At 63.0% G+C, this 19,856-nt stretch carries 17 protein-coding genes and 1 pseudogene; 11 read left to right on the top strand and 7 right to left on the bottom strand.

What is annotated here, in order from left to right:
• The first annotated feature begins 118 nt into the window (after positions 1 to 118).
• Both F6X40_RS26435 and F6X40_RS26430 read left to right on the top strand, forming a co-directional pair.
• Positions 119 to 913 (top strand): NAD-dependent epimerase/dehydratase family protein, encoded by a 795-nt coding sequence (locus F6X40_RS26435; RefSeq protein ID WP_187629806.1) that lies wholly within the window; start codon positions 119 to 121, stop codon positions 911 to 913.
• A 43-nt stretch (positions 914 to 956) separates the two neighbouring features.
• Positions 957 to 2,255 (top strand): MFS transporter, encoded by a 1,299-nt coding sequence (locus tag F6X40_RS26430; protein WP_187629805.1) that lies wholly within the window; start codon positions 957 to 959, stop codon positions 2,253 to 2,255.
• A 138-nt stretch (positions 2,256 to 2,393) separates the two neighbouring features.
• Here F6X40_RS26430 and F6X40_RS26425 read toward each other — a convergent pair whose 3' ends face one another.
• Together F6X40_RS26425 and F6X40_RS26420 are read right to left on the bottom strand one after the other, a co-directional pair.
• Positions 2,394 to 2,687, bottom strand: a complete 294-nt coding sequence (locus tag F6X40_RS26425; RefSeq protein WP_184067044.1) for a contact-dependent growth inhibition system immunity protein — start codon at positions 2,685 to 2,687, stop codon at positions 2,394 to 2,396.
• Positions 2,684 to 3,517 carry an RNase A-like domain-containing protein gene (locus F6X40_RS26420; protein ID WP_187629804.1) on the bottom strand — a complete coding sequence of 278 codons (834 nt, stop codon included), beginning with the start codon at positions 3,515 to 3,517 and terminating at the stop codon, positions 2,684 to 2,686. Before F6X40_RS26420 ends, F6X40_RS26425 begins: the two co-directional genes overlap by 4 nt.
• Before the next feature lie 290 nt (positions 3,518 to 3,807).
• Between F6X40_RS26420 and F6X40_RS42600 the strand changes: the two are divergent.
• Positions 3,808 to 3,977 (top strand): annotated as a pseudogene (locus F6X40_RS42600) (IS5/IS1182 family transposase); the annotation flags it as partial.
• A gap of 28 nt (positions 3,978 to 4,005) precedes the next feature.
• Here the strand turns inward: F6X40_RS42600 and F6X40_RS26415 are convergent.
• A complete protein-coding gene (locus F6X40_RS26415; RefSeq protein WP_260336498.1) occupies positions 4,006 to 4,935 on the bottom strand; it encodes a 2-hydroxy-3-oxopropionate reductase in 930 nt (309 codons plus the stop codon).
• Positions 4,932 to 5,732, bottom strand: a complete 801-nt coding sequence (gene garL, locus F6X40_RS26410; protein WP_187629803.1) for a 2-dehydro-3-deoxyglucarate aldolase — start codon at positions 5,730 to 5,732, stop codon at positions 4,932 to 4,934. Before garL ends, F6X40_RS26415 begins: the two co-directional genes overlap by 4 nt.
• A 232-nt stretch (positions 5,733 to 5,964) precedes the next feature.
• Between garL and F6X40_RS26405 the strand changes: the two genes are divergently transcribed.
• Positions 5,965 to 7,548: an aldehyde dehydrogenase (NADP(+)) gene (locus F6X40_RS26405; protein WP_187629802.1), complete on the top strand. Its 1,584-nt coding sequence runs from the start codon at positions 5,965 to 5,967 to the stop codon at positions 7,546 to 7,548.
• A 141-nt stretch (positions 7,549 to 7,689) separates the two neighbouring features.
• Here F6X40_RS26405 and F6X40_RS26400 read toward each other — a convergent pair whose 3' ends face one another.
• The 3 genes from F6X40_RS26400 to kdgD all read right to left on the bottom strand — a co-directional run bounded on the left by F6X40_RS26400 (position 7,690) and on the right by kdgD (position 11,121).
• Entirely contained in the window at positions 7,690 to 8,433 is a 744-nt protein-coding gene (locus tag F6X40_RS26400; RefSeq protein WP_184069206.1) for a FadR/GntR family transcriptional regulator, read from the bottom strand.
• A gap of 221 nt (positions 8,434 to 8,654) precedes the next feature.
• Positions 8,655 to 10,013 (bottom strand): MFS transporter, encoded by a 1,359-nt coding sequence (locus F6X40_RS26395; RefSeq protein ID WP_187629801.1) that lies wholly within the window; start codon positions 10,011 to 10,013, stop codon positions 8,655 to 8,657.
• Positions 10,014 to 10,203: 190 nt separating this feature from the next.
• Entirely contained in the window at positions 10,204 to 11,121 is a 918-nt protein-coding gene (gene kdgD, locus F6X40_RS26390) for a 5-dehydro-4-deoxyglucarate dehydratase (protein ID WP_187629800.1), read from the bottom strand.
• A gap of 255 nt (positions 11,122 to 11,376) precedes the next feature.
• On the opposite strand from kdgD, the gene garD reads away from it, so the two are divergent.
• The 7 genes from garD to F6X40_RS26355 all read left to right on the top strand — a co-directional run bounded on the left by garD (position 11,377) and on the right by F6X40_RS26355 (position 19,794).
• Positions 11,377 to 12,966, top strand: a complete 1,590-nt coding sequence (gene garD, locus F6X40_RS26385; RefSeq protein ID WP_187629799.1) for a galactarate dehydratase — start codon at positions 11,377 to 11,379, stop codon at positions 12,964 to 12,966.
• A gap of 100 nt (positions 12,967 to 13,066) precedes the next feature.
• Positions 13,067 to 13,921: an NAD-dependent epimerase/dehydratase family protein gene (locus F6X40_RS26380; protein ID WP_187629798.1), complete on the top strand. Its 855-nt coding sequence runs from the start codon at positions 13,067 to 13,069 to the stop codon at positions 13,919 to 13,921.
• The gene (locus tag F6X40_RS26375) at positions 13,918 to 14,847 is read left to right on the top strand and encodes an SMP-30/gluconolactonase/LRE family protein (RefSeq protein WP_187629797.1); all 930 of its coding nucleotides are present in this window, start codon (positions 13,918 to 13,920) and stop codon (positions 14,845 to 14,847) included. The genes F6X40_RS26380 and F6X40_RS26375 overlap by 4 nt, the downstream gene beginning before the upstream one ends.
• 612 nt (positions 14,848 to 15,459) lie before the next feature.
• Positions 15,460 to 16,452, top strand: coding sequence for a TRAP transporter substrate-binding protein (locus F6X40_RS26370; protein ID WP_187629796.1), 993 nt, complete (start codon positions 15,460 to 15,462; stop codon positions 16,450 to 16,452).
• A 177-nt stretch (positions 16,453 to 16,629) separates the two neighbouring features.
• Positions 16,630 to 17,139 (top strand): TRAP transporter small permease, encoded by a 510-nt coding sequence (locus F6X40_RS26365; protein WP_187629795.1) that lies wholly within the window; start codon positions 16,630 to 16,632, stop codon positions 17,137 to 17,139.
• A 13-nt stretch (positions 17,140 to 17,152) separates the two neighbouring features.
• A complete protein-coding gene (locus tag F6X40_RS26360; RefSeq protein WP_187629794.1) occupies positions 17,153 to 18,505 on the top strand; it encodes a TRAP transporter large permease in 1,353 nt (450 codons plus the stop codon).
• A 77-nt stretch (positions 18,506 to 18,582) separates the two neighbouring features.
• Positions 18,583 to 19,794 (top strand): porin, encoded by a 1,212-nt coding sequence (locus tag F6X40_RS26355; RefSeq protein WP_187629793.1) that lies wholly within the window; start codon positions 18,583 to 18,585, stop codon positions 19,792 to 19,794.
• The last annotated feature ends 62 nt before the right edge of the window (positions 19,795 to 19,856 follow it).

Genomic DNA, 19,856 nt, shown 5'->3' with positions numbered 1-19,856 from the left:
GTACGTTATCGTACAACTTGAGTGTGTTATGCGACGCGCGCAGCGCGATTCGCCGGCCGCTCAGATCCTCTGTCTGTTCTCTGAAGACCTCGCGCGCGGCGCAGTAAAAGGAACCCCTATGAAGAAGATTGCCCTGAGTGGCGCCGGCGGCCAGCTCGGCTCCGTGGTACGTGCTGAATTCGTCGCGCGTGGCGTGCCGTTGCGCTCGGCCGCGGGCTCCAAAGTACTGACGCCGCTCGTCGACGGCGAAGACGTGATGAACGGCGACCTGCGCGATCCGGCGGTGGTCGACCGTCTGCTGAACGGCGTGGACGTGCTCATCCATTTCGCCGGCACGAGCGTCGAGCGCCCGCTGCCCGAGATCATCGAGAACAACCTGCGCGGCCTCGTCGAAGTCTACGAAGGCGCGCGCCGCAACGGCGTGGAGCGCATCGTGTTCGCGAGCTCGAACCACGCGATCGGCATGTACCCGGTCACCGAGCATCTGAGCCTCGACTGTGAACTGCGCCCGGACGGCTTCTACGGCCTGTCGAAGGTGTGGGGCGAAGCGCTCGCGCGCATGTACTGGGACAAGCACGGCATCGAAAGCGTGTGCGTGCGGATCGGCAGCTGCCTCGAGCGTCCGACCGAGCAGCGCCATCTGAGCACCTGGTTCGGCCACAAGGACCTGATGCATTTCCTCGAGCGCTGCATCGAAGCGGAACACGTCGGCTTCCTGACCATCTGGGGCGTGTCGGCCAATACGCGCAGCTGGTGGGACAACAGCGGCGCCGCGCGCCTTGGCTACGAGCCGAAGCAGAACGCCGAGGACTACGCGCAAGACATCCTGTCGCGCCCGAATCCGCTCGATGAGCTGTGCCAGCGCTACCAGGGCGGTAGCTTCGTCGGCATCGACTATTCGCGCAAGGCTTAAGTCCCGTTCGGTTTGACGGGCATTGCATCGAGGAGTGGCAGCAATGAAGATCAAGGGTATTCGCTGGGGGATGGTCGCGCTGGTCGCGGCCGGCCTGATCATCAATTACCTGGCGCGTAACACGTTGTCGGTTGCGGCTCCGACGATGATGAAGGAGCTGAACATCACGACCGAGCAGTATTCGCACGTGGTCGTGGCGTGGCAGCTCTGCTATGCGTTCATGCAGCCGGTCGCCGGTTTCGTGCTCGACACGATCGGCACCAAGGTCGGCTTCGCGGTGTTCGCGCTGGCGTGGTCGGTGGCGTGCGCGGCGGCGGCATGGGCGACGGGATGGCGTAGCCTCGCCGTGTTCCGCGGTATCCTGGGTCTCGCCGAATCGGCCGGGATTCCGGCTGGCGTGAAGGCGACCAGCGAGTGGTTCCCGGCGAAAGAGCGGTCGGTTGCGATCGGCTGGTTCAACATTGGCTCGTCGATTGGCGCGCTGCTTGCGCCGCCGCTCGTCGTGTGGGCACTGTTTCACGGCCGCTGGCAACTCGCGTTCGTGATCGTCGGCGCGGCGGGTATCGTATGGAGCGTGCTGTGGATGATCATCTACAAGCATCCGCGCAACCAGAAGCTGCTGGGCAACGCGGAGCGCGACTACATTCTGAGCGGCCAGGAAGCGAAGCATCACGATGACATCAACACGCCGAAGCGCAACTGGCGCGCGATGCTGGCGAGCCGCGATTTCTGGGCGATCGGTATTCCGCGAATTCTGTCCGAGCCGGCCTGGCAAACGTTCAACGCGTGGATTCCGTTGTACATGATGACCGAGCGTCACATGAACCTGAAGGAAGTCGCGATGTTCGCGTGGATGCCGTTCCTCGCCGCCGACATCGGCTGCGTGCTCGGCGGTTATCTGAGCCCGCTGTTCCACAAGTACGCGAAGGTGTCGCTGTTCACGTCGCGCAAGATGGTGTTCGTGGTCGGTGCGCTGTTCATGATCGGGCCGGCGTGCGTCGGTCTCGTCGAGAGCCCGTACATGGCGGTGGCGCTGCTGTGCGTCGGCGGCTTCGCGCACCAGACGTTGTCGGGCGCACTGTACGCGATCACCTCGGACATGTTCGGCAAGCACGAGGTCGCGACCGCGACGGGCATGGGCGGCATGGCTGGATATCTGGGCGCCGCGGCGTTCACCGCGCTGTTCGGTGTGCTCGTCACGCAGATCGGCTATAGCCCGCTGTTCGTCGTGCTGGCGGTGTTCGATCTGATCGCCGCGGTCGTGGTCTGCCTGATGGCCAGGAGTTCGGAAAAGATGCCGGAGCCGAAGTGGGCGTCGGCCGGTGCGGCGACGGCGAAGTAAGGCGAAGTGCGGTCGGCTTTAGTGGGCCAATGTTGTGAAAGAAGCGGCGCCCATGAGTGGGCGCCGTTTTTTTGTCGGTTTTGCGGCCGTTTGCAGGATGGCGCTGTTGCGCCGTGAGCGTTGCAGCCGGCAAGCAGATTAGTCGCCCAGCAGACGTTTTAATTCGTCAAAGAAGGATGCGGTAGTGTATCCCCACAATTTCGGATGGAAATTAAATCCATAATCTTCGTAAAACTTTTGGTCAAGATTTTCGCCTGCTTCTTTTTTATATTTATCTATTTCGCGTAGCGTCTCTGCAATTTCTTCTGTAGAACTGTCTCCCTTGAAGCATGATACAACCTGCTCCAGAGTGTCACCCCAGAGATCGCTATCTTGGTTGAGATATCCCCCGAACAGGACATAGAACTGGGGATATGATTCTTCGTTCATCATTTCAGTAGATAAGACGTCAAAATGTAATATGGCATTCCATTGTATTTCTCATATTTCAAGACAGCCTGAACCGTACTCATACCCTTTACTTGCCCGGTTTCTCGGATAATTCCATAGCCTACAGTTTTTCCAACGTTATGGAATAGAGTTAAAACATGTCTCGGATTTGATTGAGCCCAATTCCTGATTTTCAGTGTGTTGGATTCCATGGCATTGGAGATCGCCCATTCCGCCGTCGGTAAATCCCGAAACGACGATACTACTTCTCTTTTTGGTTCCAGGCGCAGCCGCTCGCGCAATTGCGCCTCAGTCCGCCCGACATGCTTTTCGATTGTATGCCCGCCGATCCGGCTACCGTCCTTTGCTTCGTGCTCCATCAGTCTGATCCGGCCCATCACGATCCGCGAAGTCCGTATAGCCTTGACCGAACTAGCGAAGCCAAACGGCACGACCATATCGAGCCACAGACCGATATTGTTCGCCATATCGGGACTGGCCTTCATCGCCTCGGCAAGTTTCGTCGTGCCCTGCTGGGTCAGCGTCGCCGTATCTCGCGCCGTCCAGATCTGACGCAAGCCAGCGGCCGCTGTGTCCGAGCCGTGTACGCCGAACACAACGCATCCGGCCTTGCTTGCCATGGTCGGCTCCGGCATCACACACAGCGCGCCGGCCCCGACCATTTCCAGCAGACCGCCGACAAGTTGCAATCCGCCCCATAGCCGGTTGGAAAGCATTTCGCTCTGGCTGATCGATTGGCGCGTTAGCACCGCCGCCAGTTGTGGCCCACTGAGTACGACGCGCACGCCATCCGAATCCTGGTTATATGACACTCCGGACTCCTCTGTCGTTGTTGGGGCTATCAAGCTAACAGCCGGGTGCAGAGCGAGGGAATGGGCGAAGGATGATTCTTGTGCCAGCCCGTGCGTCCCGATGGTTCGCTCGATCGGACGTTAGTTGGATTGGATGGCGCAAGGGCATGGGGCGAATGCCATGGCAGCCCGGCCACTACCCACGCCGTACGCTTTGACAGCCGCAAGAGGGGCGCGTAGCTCGCAATAAAATTGCGAAAGCATCGGCCGTTAATGAGGAGACGAAAGGTCGCGAGCTATGCTCACGCGTTGATGGTCATACGCTGGTTAGAAGCGCTGGATCAGGCGGCAATTCAGAGCGATGCCGCGGCGGAAGCCGTAATGGTCGACCGCGAGAAGAGCATCGCTCCCGATCAGACGACGAATTGCGATCGAGCCGGCCATCGGTCACATGCGGACAGACGGAAAACCCGATCGCGACTGTGAAGTGGCGCCGCGCAACAGCGCGCTTACGCGCTCTTCTGACCGATCTCGTGATTCGCGAGCACTTCGAGCGCGCGCACCATCGCCGAGTGGTCCCACGCCTTGCCGCCGTGCGCGACGCACGCGTTGAACAGCGCCTGGCAGGTGGCGGTGTTCGGCAGCGACACGCCGAGCGCCTGCGCGGTCGATAGCGCGAGGTTCAGGTCCTTCTGGTGCAGTTCGATGCGGAAGCCCGGATCGAACGTGCGCCTGGTCATGCGCTCGCCATGCACTTCGAGAATGCGCGACGATGCGAAGCCGCCCATCAGCGCCTCACGCACGCGCGCCGCATCGACACCCGCCTTCGACGCGAGCAGCAGCGCTTCCCCGACCGCCTCGATGGTCGCCGCGACGATCACCTGGTTGGCGACCTTGCACACCTGGCCCGCGCCGACCGCGCCGATCAGCGTGACGTTCTTGCCCATCATGTCGAACAGGGGCTTCACGCTGTCGAACGTGGCCTGTTCGCCCCCGACCATGATGGTCAGCGAGCCGGCCTTCGCGCCGACTTCGCCACCGGACACCGGCGCGTCGAGATAATCGGCACCGGATTCGCGCACGCGCGCCGCGAAATCGCGGGTCGCCATCGGCGAGATCGAGCTCATGTCGACGACCGTCTGGCCGGCGCGCAGCGCGCTCGCGAGGCCGTTCTCGCCGAACAGCACGCGTTCGACGTCCGGCGTGTCAGGCACCATGATGAAGATCACGTCCGCGTTGGCGGCGACCGCGGCGGGGTTGTCGCATGCGAGGGCGCCGGCCTGCGTGAGCTCGGCGGGCACGCCGCTACGCGTAAAGGCGGCGAGCGACACGCCGTTTTTCAGAAGGTTGGCGGCCATGGGCTTGCCCATGATGCCGAGTCCGATAAAGCCTGCTTTTTGCATGGAATGCTCCGAAGATGTCGTGGCGGCCGCGTTCAAGCCTCGCCCGCCGGTTTCTGCATGAAGTGTTTCTGTGCCGCCTGCGCGGCGCCCTTGAGCAACCCGAGATCCGCGCAGACCGCGACGACGCGCGCGCCCATCGACAGATACCGTTCCGCGTCGGCCTGCAGCGGCGCGAGAATGCCGCTCGACTTGCCGGCCGCCTGCGCGCGCGCGAACACATGCGCGATCGTCTGCTGCACGTCCGGATGGCTCGCATTGCCGAGGTGGCCATACGACGCTGCGAGGTCGGACGGACCGATGAAGACCGCGTCGATGCCGTCCACCGCGAGGATGCTGTCGATATTCTCGACCGCCTTGCGGCTTTCGATCTGCGGGATTACGCAGACGTTGTCGTTGGCGATCGCGAAGTAGTCGGACACGGTGCCGTAGCGATTGCCGCGATGGCCGACCGACACGCCGCGAACGCCCTGCGGCGGATAGCGTGTCGACGCGACCGCGCGGGCGGCGTCGTCGGCGCTGTCGACGAAGGGCACGAGGAAGTTCGAGCAGCCACTGTCGAGAAAACGTTTGATCACGACGCTGTCGTTGGCCGGTGGTCGGACGACCGGTGCGCTGCCGCTGTCCTTGAGCGCCATCAACTGCGGGATCAGCGTGAGCACGTCGTTGGGCGCGTGTTCGGCGTCCAGCAGGATCCAGTCGAAGCCGACCGTGCCCAGCAGTTCAGTGGCGATCGGGCTGGCGAGCGACGCCCAGCAGCCGATCTGGGTTTTTCCCTCGCGCACCGCGCGCCGGAAGCGGTTGGGCAGGGATTCGTAAGGCGTGACGGCGGGCATGCGGTGTCTCCTCGAACTGCGATGGATCGGGAAAAGCTGCGACAATGCTAAACCGCGAAATGCGAGTTATAAGTCGTCGTATGACAAGCTGCAGACTAGCACCGTACGGCCCGGTTGTAATGGGCGAGTATACCCGTATGCCCCTGTCAGACAAGCGTTTCGGGTTGCATAGGGCCCCCGCGATGTTGTAGGATGACCTATATCTTTAGCCTTCATTAAAGGAAAGTCAAAAATGCCTATTACCGGCGAAATGCTGATCGGTCGCAAAGCCGTGCGCGGCGAAGAAAGACCGCTGCGCGCGTTCAATCCTGCCACGGGTTCCGAGATTGCCGAGCCGGTGTTCGGCAGCGGCACCGTCGAGAACGTCGAGCACGCCTGCGCGCTCGCGCAACAGGCGTTCGACGCCTACCGTCAACTGCCGCTCGCAGTGCGCGCCGAGTTCCTGGACCGTATCGCCGACGGCATCACCGCGCTCGGCGACGAGCTGATCGAGCGCGCGCAGGCTGAATCGGGACTGCCGAAGGCGCGTCTGGAAGGCGAGCGCGGCCGCACCACCGGCCAGTTGAAGCTGTTCGCGCAGACCGTGCGCGCGGGCCAGTGGCTCAACGCTACGCTCGATTCGCCGCTGCCGGAGCGCAAGCCGCTGCCGCGCTCGGATCTGCGCATGCAGAAGATCGCGCTCGGTCCGGTCGCGGTGTTCGGCGCGAGCAACTTCCCGCTCGCGTTCTCGGTAGCGGGTGGCGACACCGCCGCGGCGCTGGCTGCTGGCTGCCCGGTCGTCGTGAAGGCGCATCGCGCTCACCTCGGCACGTCGGAGCTGGTCGGTCGCGTGATCCAGCGCGTCGCGCAGGAAATGGATCTGCCCGAAGGCGTGTTCTCGATGATCGTCGGCGCGGGTAACTCGGTCGGCGAGGCGCTGGTTGCGCACCCGGCCATCAAGGCGGTCGGCTTCACCGGTTCGCGCGCGGGCGGCACTTCGCTGATGCGCGTCGCGGCGGCGCGTCCGGAGCCGATCCCGGTGTACGCGGAAATGAGCAGCATCAACCCGCTGTTCCTGCTGCCCAACGCTCTTGCGGCACGCGGCGACGGCATCGCGCGCGGTTTCGTCGACTCGCTCGTGCTCGGCGCGGGCCAGTTCTGCACCAACCCGGGCCTCGCCATCGCGATCGACAGCGACGCGCTGAAGGGCTTCGTCGCGACGGCATCGGAAGCGCTCGCGGCGAAGCCGGCGCAGACCATGCTGACCTCGGGCATTCACGCCGCGTATGAGGACGGCGCAGGCAAGCTGGCCGCAACGAAGGGCGTCGAAGTCGTGGCACGCGGCGTCGCCGCGACCGGCCCGACCCAGGCTTGCGCGGCGCTGTTCGTGACCGACGCGCAGACGTTCCTCGCGAACCCGGCACTCGAAGACGAAGTGTTCGGCCCGGTGTCGACGATCATCCGCTGCAAGGACGAGCAGGAAATGCTGAAGGTCGCCGAACACTTCGCGGGCCAGCTGACCGCGACGCTGCAGATGGACAGCGCCGACGTGGCCGCTGCGAAGAAGCTGGTGCCGATTCTCGAGCGCAAGGCCGGCCGGATTCTGGTCAACGGCTTTCCGACCGGCGTCGAAGTGTGCCACGCGATGGTCCACGGCGGCCCGTTCCCGGCAACGTCGGATAGCCGGGCGACCTCGGTCGGCACCACGTCGATCGACCGCTTCCTGCGCCCGGTCTGTTACCAGGACTTCCCGGCCGAGCTGCTGCCGGAAACGCTGGCTGACAGCAATTCGCTGGAACTGTGGCGTCGTCGCGATGGCGAACTCACGCGCGGTTAATCGCGTGACGCCGTCCTGAACGGATGCGCGCCCGGGCCGGTCGGCCGGGCGCGGATCGAAGGGAAGGGCGGACGCAATCGCAAGGTAAAAAAATGGCCGGGATCTCCCGGCCATTTTTTTCTCCCGCGAGCTTGGTGAGAATCAGCTGTTCGCTTCGCTCACTTCATTCGCGCGACGCAGCCGCTCGCGGCTATTCGACAGATGCATGCGCATCGCGGCGCGTGCGCCTTCGGCGTCGTGCCGGCTGATCGCCTCGAGGATGCTTTCATGCTCGAGGTTCACGAGCGACAGATACGCATCAGGATCGGCGCGCGCGATGCCGGCCGAGTCGAGCCGGTTGCGCGGAATCAGCGCGCTGCCCATTTGCGACAGGATGTCGACGAAATAGCGGTTGCCGGTTGCGCGTGCGACCGAGATGTGGAACTGCAGGTCGGCCTGCACGCTGTCGAGCCCGTTGTGGCGCGTGGCCTCGATCGCGTCGAGCGCGGTGCGCATGCGCGCGAGGTCGTCCGGCTTCGCGCGTTGCGCGGCGAGACCGGCGCATTCGGTTTCGAGGCTGATACGCAGCTCCAGAATGCACAGCACGTCGCGCAGCGTGGTGGCGGGCACCATGTCGATGCCGAGCTTTTCGCGTTGCGGCTCGAGCACGAAGCTGCCGATGCCGTGCCGCGTCTCGATGACCTTGCCTGCCTGCAGGCGCGAGATCGCCTCGCGAATCACCGTGCGGCTCACGCTGAGTGTGCTCATCAGCTGCGATTCGGTGGGGAGTTTGTCGCCCGGCTTCAGCAAGTTGGCCGTGATCTGCTCGGTGACGTAGTTGACGACGAACTCGGCAAGATTGCGAGCGCGTCGTGGCGGTGCCGCGGATGCTAGTGGTGTAGCCATCGAAAACGCTCCTTGTTTGAAAGATCGCTGGGAATCGTGCATTTTTATTATATCGTCGTCTGACGACTGATTATATAAGGCCGGATCGTTTCCGGCGCAAACGTCACGTATATCGGCGCAGGCCCGAAGTTTGGCGCCTCGGCGCGGATAAATCGCGCGAGGCGCCGGGCCGGTCGGCCGGAAGTACGATAACCGCGACGATAACCAAGCCTATAACGGGCTCACGCCGGGCGCAACTCGACCCGCCGGATATCCTTGACGATCACCAGATAGCTGATCACGGTCAGCAGCGCGCTCGCGCCGACGAACACCAGCGCGCCATTGAACGAGCCCGTGCGGGCGACGAGATAGCCGATCACGATCGGTGTCACGATGCCGGCGATGTTGCCGAACATGTTGAAGATCGCGCCGGACAAGCCGAGTGCTTCCTTCGGCGAGGTATCGGCGACGACCGCCCAGCCGAGCGCGCCGATGCCCTTGCCGAAGAACGCGAGCGACATCAGCGCGACGACGACCCAGTCGGTCGACACGTAGTTGCAGCCGATGATGCAGGTCGACAGCAGCATGCCGCCGACGATCGGCACCTTGCGCGCGACGGTCAGCGAACAGCCGCGGCGGATCATTCCGTCCGACAGCACGCCGCCGAGCACCCCGCCGAGAAAGCCGCAGATCGCCGGCAGCGAGGCCACGAGGCCCGCGTGCAGGATCGTCATGCCGCGCGCCTGCACGAGGTAGATCGGAAACCATGTCAGGAAGAAGTAGGTCAGCACGTTGATGCAGTACTGCGCGAGATAGACGCCGAGCAGCATGCGGTTGCTGAGCAACTGACGCACGAGCGTCCAGCCGCCGGCCTTCGAAACATCGTCCGGGCGCGTCTTGCGCGCACCGCTGACGAGCCCGCCACCTTGCTCGATGTACTCGAGCTCGGCGCGCGACACGCGCGGATGGTCGACGGGATTCTTCATGACCTTCAGCCACGTCAGCGCGAGCAGCAGCCCGGCCACGCCCATTACGACGTAGACCATTTCCCACCCGAACGCGTGCGTGAGCCACGCCATCAGCGGCGTGAACACGACCGCGGCGAAGTATTGCGCGGCGTTGAAGATCGCCGACGCGGTGCCGCGCTCGTTGGTCGGGAACCAGCTCGCGACGACCTTCGCGTTCGCCGGGAACGCCGGCGACTCGGCCGCGCCCATCACGAAGCGCAGCGCGAACAGGCCGGTAATCGCCGCACCGGCGCTGCCGAGCAGGCCGACCGAGCTCTGCAGCAGCGTGAACAGCGACCACGAGAAGATGCTCGCCGCGTACACGCGGCGTGCGCCGAAACGGTCGAGCAGCCAGCCGGCCGGCAGTTGCGACAGCACGTAAGCCCAGCTGAATGCGGAAAAGATATAGCCCATGCGGATCGCGTCGAGGCTGAACGCGGTGCGCATTGCGGAACCGGTGACGGACAGCGTCGCGCGGTCGGCGTAGTTGAGGGTGGTGATCACAAAGATCAGCAGCAGGATCCCGTAGCGGACCTTGGTGCGTGCCGCGCTAGAAGCGGCGTCGGTGGAACTGGCCGAGCGGCTCAAGTCCATGGGTCATCTCCTGTATTGTCGGGCGAGGTGTAGTCTGCACACCGGGCGGCCCGCAGACCACCTGCCTGTCGGGCAAACACACGAACGCCCGGCGACGTTGCTGTGCCGGGCGTTCGCCACGCGGCCGTCCAGGCGGCCCTCATCGATGAGGCTCGCGAGCTACTTCGCTAGAAGCCCTGACGCCGGTGCCTTACTGCGGTCCGAGCTTCTTGATCAGCGCGTCGAGCTGCTCCATTTCTTCCGGCGTCAGATCGGTCAGCGGTGCGCGCACCGGACCTGCGTCGTGGCCGACCAGCTTCGCGCCAGCCTTGACGATGCTGACCGCGTAGCCGGCGCGGCGGTTGCGGATCTTCAGGTACGGCAGGAAGAATTCGTCGATCAGCTTGCCGACGGTCGCGTGGTCGTCAGCGGCGATCGCGCGGTAGAAGTCCATCGCGGTCTTCGGGATGAAGTTGAACACCGCCGACGAGTACACCGGCACGCCCAGCGCCTTGTAGGCGGCAGCGTAGACTTCCGCGGTCGGCAGGCCGCCGAGGTACGAGAAGCGCTCGCCGAGGCGGCGGCGGATCGTCACCATGTTTTCGATCTCGCCCACGCCGTCCTTGAAGCCGATCAGGTTCGGGCAACGGTCTGCCAGACGCTCGAGCATGTCGGCGTTGAGCTTCGAGTTCGCGCGGTTGTAGATGATCACGCCCATGCCCGGAACAGCCTTGCAGACCTCTTCGGCGTGCGCGGCGATACCGTCCTGGCTTGCTTCGGTCAGGTAGTGCGGCATCAGCAGGATGCCGTGCGCGCCGAGGCGCTCGGCTTCCTTCGCGTAGGCGATCGCCACGCGGGTCGGGCCGCCGGCGCCGGCGAGGATCGGTACCTTGCCCTTGCAGACCTCGACCGCGGTCTTGACTACTTGCGTGTAGTCGTCTTGCGTCAGCGAGAAGAATTCGCCCGTGCCGCCGGCGACGAACAGCGCCGATGCGCCGTACGGCGCGAGCCATTCGAGACGCTCTGCGTAGGTGTCGGCGCGGAAGTCGCCTTTAGCGTCGAAGTCGGTGACGGGGAAGGACAGGAGGCCTTCCGAAACGATCTGCTTGAGTTCCTGCGGTGTCGTCATGATCAAAGTATCCAGGCGTCGGATTGGGTCGTTGTTGGTTCCAACCAGTACAACGGACGTCGTACTAGTAGAAAATCTTTGGAAATCAGATTTCTTATACGTCATCGTACAACAACAAATCCGGTAACTCAACGGGGTTTTCACGGCATAATTCACGCTATAGGGTAAATACGGAACATCCGGGCGAAACTTCACGTTGTAGGATGACGTATGATTTCTGGCGAAGCAGGTCTATCACGCCTCAAGGATCGATCAATGGAACAAACTCCGCTCTACATCCGCGTTCATCCCAATGACAATGTCGCGATCGTCGTCAACGACGGCGGTCTGGGCGAGGGCGCGGTATTCGCCGATGGCCTCAGGCTGCGCGAGCGTGTGCCGCAGGGCCACAAGGTCGCGGTGGCCGATCTCGCCGAGGGCGACGAGGTCATCCGCTATAACGTCGTGATCGGTTATGCGCTGAAGCCGTTGCCGAAGGGCAGCTGGATCAACGAACACGTGATCCGCATGCCGAGCCCGCCGGGACTCGAAGACCTGCCGATCGCCACCATCAAAGCGCCGGACATGCCGCCGCTCGAAGGCTATACGTTCGAGGGCTACCGTAACTCGGACGGCTCGGTGGGTACGCGCAACATCCTCGCGATCACGACCACCGTGCAGTGCGTCGCCGACGTCGTGCAACACTCGGTCACGCGCATCAAGGCCGAGCTGCTGCCGAAATATCCGAATGTCGACGATGTCGTCAGCCTCGGTCACACCTACGGCTGCGGCGTCGCGATCGACGCGCCCGACGCGATGGTGCCGATCCGCACCGTGCGCAACATCGCGCTGAACCCGAACTTCGGCGGCGAAGTGATGATGGTGAGCCTCGGCTGCGAGAAGCTGCAGCCCGAGCGTCTGATGCCGCCGGGAACGATTCCGATCGCGGCGGCAGCGGTCGTCGACGACGTCGCGGACATCGGTGACGTCGCGCTAGACCAGAACGGCGACGTCGTGGTGCTGCAGGACGAATCGCACGTCGGCTTCCAGTCGATGATCACGTCGATCATGAGGATGGCCGAAGGGCATCTGAAGCGCCTGAACAACCGCCGTCGCGAAACCTGTCCGGCGTCGGATCTGGTGATCGGCGTGCAGTGCGGCGGTAGCGACGCGTTCTCGGGCCTGACCGCGAACCCGGCCGTCGGATTCGCAACGGACCTGCTGGTGCGCGCCGGCGCGACCGTGATGTTCTCGGAAGTCACCGAAGTGCGCGACGGCGTCGATCAGCTGACCGCGCGCGCGGCCAATGCGGACGTCGCACAGGCGATCATCCGCGAGATGCAGTGGTACGACGATTACCTGAAGCGCGGCGGCGCGGACCGCAGCGCGAACACGACGCCCGGCAACAAAAAGGGCGGCCTGTCGAACATCGTCGAAAAGGCGATGGGCTCGATCATCAAGTCGGGCAACTCGGCGATCTCCGGCGTGCTGTCGCCGGGTGAGAAGGTCAATCAGAAGGGCCTGATCTACGCGGCGACGCCGGCCAGCGACTTCATCTGCGGCACGCTGCAGGTCGCCTCCGGCATCACGCTGCACGTGTTCACGACCGGCCGCGGCACGCCGTACAGCCTCGCCGAAGTACCGGTCATCAAGGTCGCGACGCGTTCGGACCTCGCGCGTCGCTGGCACGATCTGATGGACATCAACGCCGGCACGATCGCGACCGGCCAGTCCAGCATCGAGGAGGTGGGCTGGGAACTGTTCCGCCTGATGCTCGAAGTCGCGAGCGGCCGCAAGGAAACCTGCGCGGAGAAGCTCGGACTGCACAATGCGTTGACGCTGTTCAACCCGGCGCCGGTGACCTGAGCAGGCACCGTGCCCCGTCAATACTCAGGCGAGCGCCGGTCCAGCCGGCGCTCGCTTTTCCGTTCAGAAGACCCGATCGCAATCACAACAGCAAAGAGACATGACCGATTTGAACGTTGACCGCTCCGCGGCAAAGAAACCCTTCCGCCGTCTGCTGCTCACCGGCGCCGCGGGCAACCTCGGCAAGCAACTGCGTCCCGCGCTCGCGCAATGGGCCGACATCGTGCGCGTGTCCGATATCGCTGCGCTCGGCGAAGTCGCCGCGCACGAGGAAGCGGCCGTCGTCAATCTCGCCGATGAAGCAGCCGTGCACGCGCTGCTCGAAGGCGTGGACGCGGTGGTGCATCTCGGCGGCATCTCCGTCGAAGCGCCGTTCGAAGACCTGCTCGAAGCGAACATCCGCGGCCTCTACAACGTGTACTCGTCGGCGCAAAAGCATGGCGCGAAGCGCATCATCTACGCGAGCTCGAATCACGCGGTGGGTTTCCATCCGGTGACGTCGGTTCTCGATACCGAAGTGCCGCTGCGCCCGGACGGCATGTACGGCGTGACGAAGTGTTTCGGCGAATCGCTGTCGCGCTACTACTTCGACCGCTTCGGTCTCGAGACCGTGTGTTTGCGGATCGGCTCGTCGTTCGAGCAGCCGAAGACCGCACGCATGCTCGTCACGTATCTGAGCTACCGCGATTTCATCGAGCTCGTGCGCTGCTCGCTGTTCACGAACCGCGTCGGTCACGCGATCGTCTACGGCGTGTCGAACAACCGCATCTCGTGGGTCGACAACACGAACGCCGCGTTTCTCGGCTACCGTCCGCAAGACAGCTCGGCGCAGTTCGAACACCTGTTCCCACCGAGCGCTCCCGACACGCGCTTCGACGACCCGACCCAGCTGTACCAGGGCGGCCCGTTCGTGCTAGCCGGTCCGATGGAGCCGAAGCGGGAGCCTGAACAATGAGCGCGAATCCGCAAGTGGAGCGCTTCGAAGCGGCCGGTCCGTTGCCCGCGGCCACCGGTGAAAGCCCGGTCTGGCGCGCGGCCGAGCAGGCGCTGTACTGGGTCGACATTCCGGCGAAAAAGATCGTGCGCGGTTCGCTCGAGACAGGCAAGCGCACCGAATGGCTGCTGCCGGAGCAGGTTGCCTGCATCGCGTTCGATCACGCCGGCACCGTGCTCGCCGGCTGCGAGACCGGGTTGTTCGCGGTCTCGCTCGCGGACGCGTCGAAAGCGGCGAGCGGCGAGCCGCTGACAGCGTCGCTGCGCAAGCTCGCGGCGCCTGAATTCCCGCACGGCGGAATGCGTTTCAACGACGGCCGCTGCGACCGGCAAGGGCGTTTCTGGGCCGGCACGATGGTGATGGATATGGCCGCGGCGATCCCGGGCGGCGCGCTGTACCGCTTCGACGAGAAGGGCGTGCTGTCAGCGCCGGTCGTCGATTCGCTGATCACGCAAAACGGCCTGGGCTGGTCGCCGGACGGCACGACGATGTATCTGTCCGACTCGCATCCGCTGCGCCGGCTGATCTGGGCGTTCGACTACGACGTCGACACCGGTGAGCCGCGCAACCGCCGCGTGTTCGCCGACCTGCATCACTATTCGGGCCGTCCGGACGGCGCGGCGGTCGATGCCGACGGCTGCTACTGGATCTGCGCGAACGACGCCGGTCTGCTGCTGCGTTTTACGCCGCAGGGCAAGCTTGACCGGCGGGTTCCGGTGCCGGCCATCAAGCCTGCCATGTGCGCGTTCGGCGGCCGCGATCTCGATACGCTGTTCGTCACCTCGATTCGTCCCGCCAACGGCGCGAGCGAGCACGACGGCCACGTGTTCGCGCTGCGGCCCGGCGTGAGCGGGCTGCCTGAGCCCGAATTCGCAGGGCAACTGTAACGTTGCTTGCATGAAGCATGCGCCGGGACGAAGTTTTTCTCCCGGCGTTTTGATTTTTCAGGACCATTCGTGTGGCCCTTTATTCATCACTTGTCGTACAACATGTTGCGTGAAGGCCACGACGCCTCGTATTTCTTCAGCAAAAATACCACAGCTCCGCAGACCGTACCGATTCCGTCCTCATCCAATGCCAGACGGCGCGGGACCTTGTGGCATGCCAAGCCGGTCATTCGTACCGGCGCTTTTCTTGATGCGGGTAAATACCGTCTGTACAAGATAAAACCCCTTTTATAGACTTCGTATGTTGTCGTACAACATATAAGCCCAAACAAATGGCTTTCTGTGTTGGTGTGACAGTGCAATTCGGTGGGTTTTCAAGGCATTCGTGCCGCCGCGGTCGATGCGGCATGCATGTCCGAAGCCGGCCGGCGTGATTGAAGTAAGTAGTCGAGTTGTCGACTGGAGTGCTGGGTCAACTGTGCCGGGGAAGTCGCACAGCCAGTACGGCCAACGCCCGCACCTGCGAAGGCAGTGAGCGTGAAGCCGGAGACGCGTCAAAACCATGTCACATCCGCTGTTGCCGGGATGGCCTATTTTTCAAGGAATGTCACGATGAACAAGAAGTTTGCCTCTTCCCATGTTTCGATGATCGTCGCGGCCGCGGCGTTGGCGTTCAGCACGATGTCGGCTGAAGCGCGCGTGTTCCGCGTCGCCGATGTGCACGGCGACACCTTCCCGACCAACATGGCCGTGAAGTACATGGGCGAGGAGATCAGCAAGGCGACCGGCGGCAAGGACTCCGTGAAGGTGTTCGGCAACAGCGCGCTCGGTTCGGAAAACGACACGATCGACCAGGTCCGTATCGGCGCGCTCGACATGGCCCGTGCCAACGGTGCTGCGTTCAACGAAATCGTGCCGGAATCGATGATCCCGTCGCTGCCGTTCCTGTTCCGCGACGTCGACCATTTCCGCAAGGTCATGTACGGTCCGGAAGGCCAGAAGATCCTCGACGCCTTCACCGCGAAGGGCATGATCGCACTGACGTTCTACGAGAGCGGCGCACGCTCGATGTACGCGAAGAAGGCGATCAAATCGCCGGCTGACATGAAGGGGCTGAAGGTCCGCGTGCAGCCGTCCGACCTGATGGTCGACGAAATCAAGGCAATGGGCGGCACGCCGACCCCGATGCCGTTCTCGGAAGTCTATACGGGCCTGAAGACCGGCCTCGTCGACGGCGCCGAAAACAACCTGCCGTCGTACGAAGAAACCAAGCACTTCGAAGTCGCTCAGATCTACTCGGAAACCCAGCATTCGATGACGCCGGAAGTGCTGGTGTTCTCGAAGAAGGTGTGGGACACGCTGTCGCCGCAAGAGCAGCAGATCATCAAGAAGGCCGCGGCTGACTCGGTGCCGTACTACCAGAAGCTGTGGACCGCGCGCGAAGCCGACGCACAGAAGGCCGTCACGAAGGGTGGCGCAACGGTCATCGCGGCTTCGCAGATCGACCGCGCGGCTTTCGTGAAGGTGATGCAGCCTGTGTGGGGGAAGTACGAAAAGACCCCGCAAATGAAGCAGATCGTCGACGAGATCGAAGCAATCAAGTAAGTCACGCGTCCCGGACGCAATCAGCAATAGCAACGCTTGTCGCAACAGCGGCGTGAATGGTCCCGCGAGGAAACTCGCGAGACCTTCCGCCGCGCGATTTCGCGCGCGCGTGCGGATCGTGTCGCATCGGGACGGCTGAATCTCAAGCACAGGTCGGTCGTAAGCAAGGACAGGGTCATGAGTTTCCTGAAACGCCCAAATGATTTTCTTTTTCGCGTGCTGCTGGTCGTGGCGTCGCTTAGCCTCGCCGTGCTTTGCCTGCTCGTGATTTATAGCGTGGTGATGCGCTACGTGTTTAGCGACGCGCCCGATTTCGTCGAGCCCATCGCATTGCTGCTGGTGATCCTGATCGCGATGTTCGGCGCCGCGCTGAAGGTTCGCGAGGGCGGTCACATCGGACTCGACTCGCTCGTCAAGAAATTGCCCGAGAAAGGCCAGGTGATCGCGAAAGGGATTCAGCACCTGTGTCTGGTCGCTTTCGCGGCGGCGGTCTTCGTCGGTTGCCTCGAGATGGCGGAAACCACGATGGGCGACCGCATTCCGATCATCGGCGTGCCGGAAGGCGTGCGCTACTGCATCCCGATCTTCGCGAGTGTGTGCATCGCGTTGTTCTCGATCGAGCATCTGCTCGAGCTCTTCGCGGGGAAACGGGAAGAGCCGGCGCTCGAACTCTCCGCCACGGAATAAAAGTAGAACCATCATGGAACTTGTCCTTCTTGCCGCCAGTTTTCTAATCTTCCTCTTCCTCGGGGTTCCGGTTTCATTCGCGTTGGGCCTGTCCTGCGTTCTGACGTACCTGTTCGAAGGCTTGCCGACCGCGACCGCGATGCAGTCGATGATCTCGGGCATGAACGGTTTCTCGTTCCTCGCGGTCCCGTTCTTCATCTTCTCCGGCGAGCTGATGCTCCACGGCGGCATCGCTGACCGCATCCTGCGTTTCGCGCAGGCCACGGTCGGCCATTTCCGTGGTGGCCTCGGCATGGCCAACGTGGTCGCCTGTACGCTGTTCGGCGGCGTGTCGGGTTCGCCGACCGCGGATACGTCGGCCATGGGCGGCGTCGTGATCCCGCTGATGAAGCGCGAAGGTTATAGCGCCGCATACGCGGTCAACGTGACCACGCACTCGTCGCTCGCCGGCGCGCTGATGCCGACGTCGACCAACATGATCATCTACGCGTTCGCCGCGCAAGGCGTGAGCGGCGTGCTGAACGGCAAGCAGATGAGCGGCGTGTCGATCGGCGATCTGCTGTTCTCGGGTCTGTTGCCGGTGCTGTGGGTGATGGGTCTCGTGCTGATCGCCGCTTACTGGCAGGCCGTCAAGTTCGGCTATCCGCGCCGTCCCGACGGTTCGACCGAACTGCAGCGTTTCCCGGGCTGGATGGCGGTGCTGCGCACGTTCGTCGGCGCGGTGCCGGGTCTGATGGTCATCGCGATCATTCTGTTCTGCGTGGCGCGCGGTATCGCCACCGCGACGGAGGCGGCCGCGATCGCCGTGGGTTATTCGCTGATATTGACCATCGTCGTGTATCGCTCGCTGTCGATGAAGAAACTCGGCCATGCGCTCGGCAAGGCCGCGAAAACGACCGGCGTGGTGCTGCTGCTGATCGGTGTGTCGAACATGCTGCGCTTCCAGATGGCCTATCTGGAGATCCCGGAGGCGATCGAACGCATGCTCGACGGCGCGACCTCGCTGCCGTGGCTGATGTTGTTGTACATCAACGTGATTCAGGTGTTCCTCGGTACGTTCGTCGACATGGCGGCGCACATCCTGATCACGACCCCGCTGTTCCTGCCGATGGCCATGCACAACGGGGTGGGCCCGGTTCAGTTCGGCATCATGATTCTGCTGAACTGCGCGTTGGGTCTCGTGCATCCGCCGATTGGCTCGGTGCAGTTCATTGGTTGCGCAATTGGCAATGTGTCGATAGGGGAAACTACTAAGGTGGCTTGGCCGTATTACCTCGCTATCTTCTCGGCCATCAATATTGTCACCTATGTCCCGTGGTTCTCGACCTGGTTGCCGAGCATCATCAACGGTCACCCGGTGTTCTGATCCAAATAAAACGTCTTACCCACACTCAGCGGCGCTCGCATAGGCCGCATTAGAAAGTTTTTAACAGAGGAGTAAAAATGAAAAAGACTCTCTTAGCTTCGGCCTTGGGGTTGGTCGCCCTAAGCGCACATGCGCAAAGCAGCGTGACGCTTTACGGTATTGTCGATACGGGCCTGGGTTGGCAGAACAGCTCGGCGTCGCTGACCACGGCGGCGAAACCGCAGACCGTCCCTGGCAACTCGCAAGTCAAGATGATCAACGGCATATGGGCAGGCAGCCGTTTCGGTTTGAAGGGCTCGGAAGATCTGGGTGGCGGCACGAAGACGATTTTCCAGTTGGAAGAAGGCTTTAACAGCGCAACTGGCGCGCAAAGTGTGTCGGGTCTGGCGTTCAACCGCCAGGCATGGGTCGGTCTGACGAACGCTCAATTCGGTACGGTGACGGCAGGCCGCGGGTACACCTCGTACTACACGCTGCTCTCGCCGTATAGCCCGACCACGTGGCTGACCGGTGCATACGGTGCGCATCCGGGCGATATCGACTCGCTGGATACGACGTTCCGGGTGAACAACCAACTGGTTTATACGTCGCCGAGCTTTGCCGGTCTGACGGTTAGCGGTTCGTACGCACTGGGCGGCAACGCGGGCAGCTTCGCAGCCGGCCAAACCTGGAGCGTTGCGGCACAGTACCTGAACGGCCCGATCGGTCTCGCGGCAGGTATCCAGCGCATTGACAACGCGGCGACCGTTGGCACCCCCGCGTGGAATTCCACGGCGTCGAACAACGGCGCTCAGCCGTCCGTCTCGGCAATCAACAACGGCTTCCAGACCGCAGCGAAGCAGCAGCGCATTGCGGTGACGGGTGGTTACGCGTTCAACTCGCAGTGGGACGTTTCGTTCGCATACTCGAACGTTCAATACGCTGCGGGCCAGGCTTCGCTGTTCCACGACACGCAGATCTGGAATACCGGTGGCGCAGTGCTGCACTGGAAGCCGATCTCGGTGCTGGACCTGGCCGCTGGCTATAGCTACACCCGTGCAACGTCGTCGAACGGCATTCAGAGCACGGCTAGCTACAGCCAGTTCAACCTGTCGCAGTACTACTCGCTGTCCAAGCGCACCGGTCTGTACGCACTCGAAGCGTATCAGCGCGCTAGCGGCCAGACGCTGTCGGGCAACGGCAAGTCCATCATCAACGCAGTGGCAAGCATCGGTGACGGCCAGAACGGTTCGCCGTCCTCGTCGCGCAGCCAGACCGCGGTTGGCGTGGGTATCATCCACAAGTTCTAAACAGTTACTGAATACGTGGCGGCGCGTTGTTTTGCCGCCACATCGACGCGTTTTTTTCGCGT

The sequence above is a fragment of the Paraburkholderia sp. UCT31 genome (genome assembly GCF_014397655.1).
GTDB classification, from domain to species: Bacteria; Pseudomonadota; Gammaproteobacteria; order Burkholderiales; family Burkholderiaceae; genus Paraburkholderia; species Paraburkholderia tuberum.
The sequence above is the reverse complement of the archived record's forward strand: the minus strand, read 5'-3'. Positions and strand labels throughout refer to the sequence as shown.